Annotated in this window: 11 protein-coding genes and 2 pseudogenes; 7 read left to right on the top strand and 6 right to left on the bottom strand. The window is 61.5% G+C overall.

Annotation, left to right across the window (positions count from 1 at the left end):
* The first annotated feature begins 116 nt into the window (after positions 1–116).
* Positions 117–341 carry a hypothetical protein gene (locus FXB41_RS39640; RefSeq protein ID WP_219685617.1) on the top strand — a complete coding sequence of 75 codons (225 nt, stop codon included), beginning with the start codon at positions 117–119 and terminating at the stop codon, positions 339–341.
* A pseudogene (locus FXB41_RS39635) lies at positions 319–615 on the top strand (ATP dependent DNA ligase); the annotation flags it as partial. The gene FXB41_RS39640 and the pseudogene FXB41_RS39635, both read left to right, overlap by 23 nt.
* Here FXB41_RS39635 and FXB41_RS41655 read toward each other — a convergent pair.
* The 3 genes from FXB41_RS41655 to FXB41_RS39625 form a co-directional block, all read right to left on the bottom strand.
* Positions 559–693: a hypothetical protein gene (locus FXB41_RS41655; RefSeq protein ID WP_283843509.1), complete on the bottom strand. Its 135-nt coding sequence runs from the start codon at positions 691–693 to the stop codon at positions 559–561. The pseudogene FXB41_RS39635 and the gene FXB41_RS41655 sit on opposite strands and share 57 nt — an antisense overlap.
* Positions 694–766: 73 nt before the next feature.
* On the bottom strand, positions 767–1582 hold the full coding sequence (locus FXB41_RS39630; RefSeq protein WP_219685616.1) for a class I SAM-dependent methyltransferase: 816 nt from the start codon (positions 1580–1582) through the stop codon (positions 767–769).
* A 332-nt stretch (positions 1583–1914) separates the two neighbouring features.
* A complete protein-coding gene (locus FXB41_RS39625) occupies positions 1915–2253 on the bottom strand; it encodes a hypothetical protein (RefSeq protein ID WP_246649610.1) in 339 nt (112 codons plus the stop codon).
* A 238-nt stretch (positions 2254–2491) separates the two neighbouring features.
* Between FXB41_RS39625 and FXB41_RS39620 the strand changes: the two genes are divergently transcribed.
* The gene (locus FXB41_RS39620; RefSeq protein ID WP_219685615.1) at positions 2492–3412 is read left to right on the top strand and encodes a hypothetical protein; all 921 of its coding nucleotides are present in this window, start codon (positions 2492–2494) and stop codon (positions 3410–3412) included.
* A 104-nt stretch (positions 3413–3516) separates the two neighbouring features.
* Here FXB41_RS39620 and FXB41_RS39615 read toward each other — a convergent pair whose 3' ends face one another.
* Both FXB41_RS39615 and ku read right to left on the bottom strand, forming a co-directional pair.
* Positions 3517–3747, bottom strand: a complete 231-nt coding sequence (locus tag FXB41_RS39615; protein WP_246649609.1) for a hypothetical protein — start codon at positions 3745–3747, stop codon at positions 3517–3519.
* Positions 3748–3766: 19 nt separating this feature from the next.
* On the bottom strand, positions 3767–4693 hold the full coding sequence (ku, locus tag FXB41_RS39610) for a non-homologous end joining protein Ku (protein ID WP_219685614.1): 927 nt from the start codon (positions 4691–4693) through the stop codon (positions 3767–3769).
* A 166-nt stretch (positions 4694–4859) separates the two neighbouring features.
* Between ku and FXB41_RS39605 the strand changes: the two genes are divergently transcribed.
* From FXB41_RS39605 to FXB41_RS39590, 4 genes and pseudogenes are all read left to right on the top strand, one after another.
* Positions 4860–5084: a hypothetical protein gene (locus FXB41_RS39605; protein ID WP_219685613.1), complete on the top strand. Its 225-nt coding sequence runs from the start codon at positions 4860–4862 to the stop codon at positions 5082–5084.
* A 22-nt stretch (positions 5085–5106) separates the two neighbouring features.
* Positions 5107–5382, top strand: coding sequence for a hypothetical protein (locus FXB41_RS39600; protein ID WP_219685612.1), 276 nt, complete (start codon positions 5107–5109; stop codon positions 5380–5382).
* A 102-nt stretch (positions 5383–5484) separates the two neighbouring features.
* A pseudogene (locus tag FXB41_RS39595) lies at positions 5485–5723 on the top strand (hypothetical protein); the annotation flags it as partial.
* A 223-nt stretch (positions 5724–5946) separates the two neighbouring features.
* Positions 5947–6585 (top strand): hydrolase, encoded by a 639-nt coding sequence (locus FXB41_RS39590; protein ID WP_311985954.1) that lies wholly within the window; start codon positions 5947–5949, stop codon positions 6583–6585.
* Positions 6586–6774: 189 nt separating this feature from the next.
* On the opposite strand, the gene FXB41_RS39585 is transcribed toward FXB41_RS39590, so the two are convergent.
* Complete coding sequence (locus tag FXB41_RS39585) at positions 6775–6996, bottom strand: hypothetical protein (protein WP_219685611.1); 222 nt, start codon at positions 6994–6996, stop codon at positions 6775–6777.
* Positions 6997–7012: the final 16 nt, after the last annotated feature.

Genomic DNA, 7012 nt, shown 5'->3' with positions numbered 1-7012 from the left:
ACCGACATGCGAGACTCGCCGCAGATCAGGCTTTAGCCGAGGGGTTAGCATCACGTAGTGCACAACCTGGCAGGTCGCTTTGGGCTTAATCACCCGAGCAGAAGGAGCAAGCAGCCATGGTAGACAACATCTCTAATTCAGGCCGTTTCGCGCGCGACGCCCAAAAGCGCACAACCGCAGCGACAGAAATCGGTATGATTGCCTTGAAGCCAATTATGCATTTTCAGGTCTCAATTCCGAGGATGTGGGCCGACAGCATCGAAAGGTTTGCCGGCAATTACGAAAAGGGATTCGAAGAAACCGTGACCGCAGTCGAGGATCGCGGGCTTCGCGCTCGATGAAGGCAAGTGGGACGGGATCTATCTCGGGCGGCGCAAGGGAGCCGACCTGGTTTACGCCGGCAAAGTCGATCACGGGTTCGACAAGGTCACCGCCGCCGACCTGCAGAAGCGACTGAAGCCGCTGATCCGAAAGACGCAGCCCTACTCGAAGCGGATCGCACACAAAGGCATCTGGGTCGAGCCGAAGCTGCTCGCCGAGACCGAGTACCGGGCCAAGTCAGCCGAGGGCAAGGTGCGTCATGCCTTCTTCAAGGGGCTGCGCGAGGATCTGTGATGACGCGGCCACCGGCTTGGCTAAGCCGCCTTGTGGGCAGGCGTCGAAGATTAGCTCCATCGCCGCCTGCTGGATCAATATCTGAGCTCACCGATAGGCGTCGGGACCCCACGCCGATCTGACATGCCAGGACAACCGGCCGAATAAGATATCACCCAACTGCTACGTTAACGCGGAGGAAAGTGGCGGAGATGGACGTCGCCTCCTTGCTGGTGTTTTGCCTGGTGAACAGCGTTTCCATCTCTTTTTGTAGCTCCGCCTTACGGCCGCTCTTTTCTGCCGCTTCGAATGCATTCATCGTGGGGCCGTAGTAGTCGCGGAACACAGCGACGAACTGTACCGGCGTGCCCGGAAAGTTGAACTTGTAGGTATCGCGAGAGAACGAGATATTCTCCTTGGCAATGCCGGCGCTGCCAAACCGCTCGACAACATTGCTCTCGACGCCCCAGGTCATCGGACTGACGAAGCCCTCTGGCGGGGGTGGAGTGTAAGCAGCCGCAATCTTCAGTATCTGGGCGACCAGGGTCGGATCGCCAGGAATCCAATTTCCCATGATGATCCGTCCGCCCGGGCGTGTCACACGCACCATTTCCTTGGCCACGTCGAACGGCCTTGGCGCGAACATGGCACCGAAAATGCTCACGACGCGATCGAAGCTTTTATCAGCGAGGTCATCGAGGTGAGAGGCGTCGCCCTCCTGAAAACGGCAATTGAGAAGACCCATTTCCTTCGCGCGGTTGTTGCCGGCCTGCACGAGGTTGCTGGCAATATCGACGCCGAGCACGTCGCCGCCAAGCTTGGCCTGTGGAATGGCAGTCGTTCCGTCACCGCATCCGAGGTCGAGAATCTTTATTCCCTTCGCGGAGCCGAGCGAATTGGCGAGAGCCTCTCCGCTCTCTCGCATGGTCGCCGCCAGCCTCGTGAAGTCGCCTTTTTCCCAGAGCGCCTTGTTTGGGTTAGTGCTCATCACTGTTCTCCTTCCCCATTGCTCGCTATCTGTTGTTCGGCTGCGGCCGGTGACAGTTGAACCGCGCGACAATGACCGTGCGGACACCTAGCAATTGTCAGCAGCTTCGCTCCACAAGCACCACAGGCCGGAAAACCAGGCCCGTGCTCAGCCGCACACACGTTAGGTCTGACCATAACTAGAAAGGTTCATTGGCGATGGGCGGACCAGCCTATGCCGAAATCGCTCGGCCCTTGGTCAGGAGATGCCCTGGGCGTCCAGCGTCGCGAAACGATCCGCCGATCTATCGTCGAGTCGTCACAGCTGTTTGCTTCTGTTCTTGCTCGCACCTCTCAGAGGGGCGCCGAAGACGGCGACTTGACCCAATCAGCCATCTGCATGCAGACAAGAAGGTCCACGTAGCTGGGACTTCCGCCGGCGGTCGCCTCGCCCTCGCAGCTATCTCGGACGGGACCGGGATTGGCATTCCACACTGCGACGACTTGCTTTTGGGCGGTCATCTCGTCGCGCATGCAGTCCGCATAAGTCTGGGCGTCAGCCAATCCCATTGATTTATCGTCTGCGGCGGTCGCCTTGCACGTCGCCTCCACGTTCAGCTCGGGAATGCGATCCGAGACAGGTATCACCATCTGCCCTCCGAGCAGTGCCATCGATACCAGCACGATTTTCATGGCGCTTCCTTTCGTCGGTTGAATGAAACGTGATTCCAAATGCTGCGCTCGGCCGCGATGCTCGCAGCTCGGCGCCCAGCCTAGCTGTGACCGCCGTTGGTGGGCTTGATGCAGGTCAACAAACGACCCCGTGATGGCGGCAAGGCGATGGCAAAGTGCCCGTCGTCGTGCTAAGATTGCTGCGCTTTGGCGTGCTCGAGCAAAGAATGGCCGTACCGCACAGAGGGGCTTAGTGGCCATGCCAGTTCGTTCAGTGTATTGGCTGATGCTCGCCGGAGTGGCGTCGCTCTACCTTTCGAGCGCTGCGCTGAGCAAGGACAACGGCAGCAGCAACGGCGATAGTGACGACGGGGCGGCAAGCACAGCGGCACTGCCAAACATCTACCTGGATCTGCGGACCAACTATGCGAAGGTGCCGGCGAACACGCTCTCGATCGGCTTCAGCAATCCGTCATTGACAGGCGCGCTCGCTACCCTACGGACGCTCTCTGGGCTCACGAACTCCCCAACCGTTCAGAGCCTCCCCGCCCTGTCCTCGCCGGCGGGCCAGAATATTTCGATGGACGTTCCCTTTACGGTCGATGTCAGTGACCGGGTCTCCTTGTACAGCGGCCTCACCGGAAGCACCTCGCAAAGTGGCACGTCCGATTGGTCGACCTTCGCCGTGAGCAGCTGGAATGTGGGACTGCAGGCCGACCTCTATGAACAAAATGGCGGATCGATACCGACCGTCACGCTGCAGTCGACCTACACAAGGTCGGTACCCGACTCGCCGCTTGCGACGACGTCCTTCAACAACATCCTGGAGTTCGATTACGCGCTGAACAAGGACGAGACAAAAGGATTTCTTGCCGGTGTCCAGTACACCAGGATTGAGGTCGACTCCCCGCGAGCAAGGATCCATCCCAACTTCAGCGGCTATGTCGGCGGCTATTATCAGTGGGACAACGACTGGAAATTCACGGGCCGCGTCGGCGTCCAGTCGTTCGGTGGGGCACAGCTTCTGAATGTAACCCCGTTCCAACCTTTTACCCAGCCGATCGTGAGGTTGGATCTCGACCGGATGGACGACAACGACAACCGATTGTTCGGTATAACCGCCGAGATCGCCTGGGCACCTTATCTGCTAGCGGTCCGGACACCGCCAGCGATGGTCTAGGTGTCGCCGATCAAGGCATCAGGGGCACCGCCAACGTGCCCAGATGGTCTGCAGCGGCACGCACCCAACTCGCGTGCTTTCGCCGCCGGTCCGCGAGCTCCGGCCTAGCGCCGGCGCGCCACCCAGATCCCGAGCAGGAACGCGACGAACAGCGATTGCAAGGGCGCCTGTAGCGTCAGCTTGCGCAGCTGATCCGCCCAGCGCATCGCCGCATCTCCCGAACGCGATCTCTGCGGTCTCCGACCCGTCCCGGAAGTGTGCTCAGTGCCGTCGATTTCGTCGGTCAGCCCTGAGGCTTCGGTCATGGCCGAGGCTTCCTTCATATCCATGTCCATGCGGCTCTCCTTCTCGGCGTCAGGCTGTCTTCCGTTGCCCCCTGGAAGCGGGCGTCTTCGCCGCTGTTTCCTTCGCCGGCTTCTTGCCGGCGATGGGCATCAGCATCTCTTTTTGCCCCGCAGCAGCCTTGCGCGGCTTCTTGGCGGGCTTCGCCGCCTTCGCCGGCGCGGCCTCCTGACCAACGCTCCGACGCAGGGCCTCCATCAGATTGACCACGTTGGTCGCCGCGGGCTTTTCCTTCGGCGTGATCGGCTTGCCGGCGCGCTTCTGGTTGATGAGCTCGATCAGCGCGGTCTCATAATGGTCCTCGAACTTCTCCGGCTCGAAGTTGCCGGCCTTCTGATTCACGATGTGCCTGGCGAGATCGAGCATGTCTTTCGTCACCCTCACGTCCTGGATCTCGTCGAAGTATTCCTGCTCGCTACGGACCTCGTACGGGTAGCGCAGCAGCGTGCCGACGAGACCCTTGTCCATCGGCTCGAGCGCGATGATGTGCTCGCGGTTCGTCAACACCACGCGGCCGATCGCGACCTTGTCCATCTCGCGGATGGTCTCGCGGATCACCGCGAAGGCATCGTGGCCGACCTTGCCGTCCGGGCGGATGTTGTAGGGGCGGATGAGATAGCGGGGGTCGATGTCGGTCCTGTTGACGAACTCGTCGATCTCGATGGTGCGGGTGGATTCCAGCGCGATCTCCTCGAGTTCGTCTTTCGTGACCTCGATGTACTGGCCCTTCTCGAGCTCATAGCCCTTGAAGATATCCTCGTTGGGGACCTCCTCGCCGGTGTCGGCATCCACCTTGAGGTACTTGATGCGATGGCCGGTCTGTCGGTTGAGCTGGTTGAACGAGATCTTCTCGCTCTCCGAAGTCGCCGGGTAGAGCGCCACCGGGCAGGTGACGAGAGACAGTCGCAGGAAACCTTTCCAGTTCGCGCGGGGGGCCATGGGTACGCAACGCTCCAGGTACGGGACACGGACTCAAGACGAACGGCGCGGTGCGGTTCCGACACCGCCGGCCGCAGTCCACGCAATTCGCCCCCATCGCGCAGCGGCGCCAGTAAAACCGGGCGCTGACGCTTGACTCCTGTGAACAAAATGAGAACATAATCCGATGACCGCCACCCCCGAGCCATCCGAACCGGCCGCCTTCGATCTGGAGACCGCCGCCGACCAGGCCATCGCGGCCTGCGGCGGGGACGCCCGGGAGGCGGTCAAGGCGCTGCTCGTCGCGATCGACTTTCTCGAGGTCGAGGCCGACGAGCTCCGGACGAAGGTGTCGAGAGGTTACGCCCGGGGGCGGCTCCCAGCGGGCGCGCGAAGCAAGGAGACCGATTGATGCTGAGCGGAAAGTTGACGAAATGACCGTTGGGGACCTGTTCACATCCCTCCGCCGCGGTGAAGTGATGGGCGAACTTGAGCGACAAAGCCCGCGGCAGGTCGCGAACCGGGAGGGGCACATCGAAGCCTGGAACGAGATCGCCGGCCTGAAGCCGCTTCCGACGCAATACTCCTGCCGCGTCGACCTGGTGCAGGATCTGTCAGGACGGGACCACATCGACGTCTCAGGCACGATCGAAGGCGGCGAAGATCTGCTCGCGATCGAGTTCGTCCACTGGCGCCAGGCGACGGCATGACGGACGCGCCGCCGACGGCGGTCCTCGCCGCGATCCTCAACGAAATGACCTTCGCCGGCTATAGCAACATGCAGGCGACCGGCAACTGAACCGAGGCATAAGATGTCCGAGGTGACCTACTACGTCGCCCTGCCCTTCGTGGCCGCCGATGACGGCGTCGCCGCAGGCGAGGCGGTCGAGTGCTTCAATCCGAACGCCGCCGTGATGAGAGCGTTTCGCGAAAGCCGGGCATTCTCGGCGCCGTCGCCTTTTCCCGAACGGGTGACCCGTCCTCCGGTGACTTCGGCGACGCTGCCGTGATCCGGAAGTTCGGTGAGGTGCCGGACGATCTGAGCGCACTGTTAAGCTCGACATGCTTCGCGGCGAGCGTGCGCTGGGTACTCGGCGAGATGCATCTTCCCCACCCCGTGCAATGTGGCGCCGAACGCATCCACGCGGCTACCTTTGCCATAATCCTATGGTCTGCTACCTCCCCTCGCTCTCCTGCGGCGCTGTGTGAATGCGTCTGATGCAGGTTTAGGTCATCAATGGCGACAGCTTCACTTCGAACTCGAGAGGAACAACGTGGCAAAGATCCACCCTGAGGCCGTCCGCGATCCCAAGGCCGATCATCTTCTGACCCCGCAAAACTGCGTTCTGGTCCTGATCGATTACCAGCCCGAGCAATATTCGTCCGTGACGTCGTCCTCGCGTGAGGAGATCACCCTCAATGCGGTTGCGCTGTGCAAACTCGCTCGAGCCTACGATATCCCCGTCGTTCTCTCGACGGTCGCAGTGGCCATGGGCGTGAACGAAGGCACGATTGCGGCGATCCGAGAGGCGCTGCCGGGCGTGGAAGAGATCGACCGCACAGGCGTCAATGCCTGGGAGGACGAGGACTTCCGCAAGGCCGTCCAGGACACGGGGCGGCGCAAGGTGGTCATCGGCGCGCTCTGGACCGAGGTCTGCCTGGCCTTTCCGACCCTCGACATGCTGGCCGAAGGCTATGAGGTCTATCCGGTTGCCGATGCCGTGGGCGGCATCTCGCCGGCCGCGCATGAGCGCGCGTTTGACCGAATGATTCAGGCGGGGGCACGGCCCATCACTGCGATCTCCTTCGGCTGCGAGATCATGCGCAACTGGGCGCGCGGAGATTCCGACAAGCTGCGACAGGTCATGAGGTGGTATTTCCCAAGTCACCGCCGTCTGCACCAATCAGCCTAACGGATACAGGGCTTACGCGCCGGCCATATGGAAAGGTAGCGCTCGCCTGAGATGAAGGATGAGCGCAGCCCCGCGTTTGGGGGGCTCTTAGGGAGCTTTGGGGCGGGGCTACGCAGGCCACGCCAGGTCGGCACTCTTCGCCGCCGCGGCTGTTGCCGGACGACCTGAGCACGCTGTGAGGGCGTTTGTTCAGCTTTTCAAGTCGAACTCGGTGCGCAGCCGGTCTGCGATCGTTTCGATCATCTCGGCCCGCCCCACGTCCAGCTGTCCGTCCGTCATGATCGCCACCTTCCAGGTGTCCTGAGAAGGCACGACCGAAATGGCGATATCCGTCGGCAACTCGCAGATGTCTTCCATCTCCAGCCTGATCGCGGCTTCGAGTTCTTCGCGCGTTTTCGCCGGTTTCTGCAAGCTGGTCCTTTCACCG

This window comes from Bradyrhizobium canariense, from assembly GCF_019402665.1.
GTDB classification, from domain to species: Bacteria; Pseudomonadota; Alphaproteobacteria; order Rhizobiales; family Xanthobacteraceae; genus Bradyrhizobium; species Bradyrhizobium canariense.
This window is presented reverse-complemented; position numbering and strand designations above follow the sequence as displayed.

Bases quoted from the DNA above. Each gene is read 5' to 3' on its own strand.
- FXB41_RS39640 (WP_219685617.1), top strand. From the start codon at position 117: ATGGTAGACAACATCTCTAATTCAGGCCGTTTCGCGCGCGACGCCCAA.
- FXB41_RS39630 (WP_219685616.1), bottom strand. From the start codon at position 1,582: ATGAGCACTAACCCAAACAAGGCGCTCTGGGAAAAAGGCGACTTCACG.
- FXB41_RS39625 (WP_246649610.1), bottom strand. From the start codon at position 2,253: ATGAAAATCGTGCTGGTATCGATGGCACTGCTCGGAGGGCAGATGGTG.
- FXB41_RS39620 (WP_219685615.1), top strand. From the start codon at position 2,492: ATGCCAGTTCGTTCAGTGTATTGGCTGATGCTCGCCGGAGTGGCGTCG.
- FXB41_RS39615 (WP_246649609.1), bottom strand. From the start codon at position 3,747: ATGGACATGGATATGAAGGAAGCCTCGGCCATGACCGAAGCCTCAGGG.
- ku (WP_219685614.1), bottom strand. From the start codon at position 4,693: ATGGCCCCCCGCGCGAACTGGAAAGGTTTCCTGCGACTGTCTCTCGTC.
- FXB41_RS39605 (WP_219685613.1), top strand. From the start codon at position 4,860: ATGACCGCCACCCCCGAGCCATCCGAACCGGCCGCCTTCGATCTGGAG.
- FXB41_RS39600 (WP_219685612.1), top strand. From the start codon at position 5,107: ATGACCGTTGGGGACCTGTTCACATCCCTCCGCCGCGGTGAAGTGATG.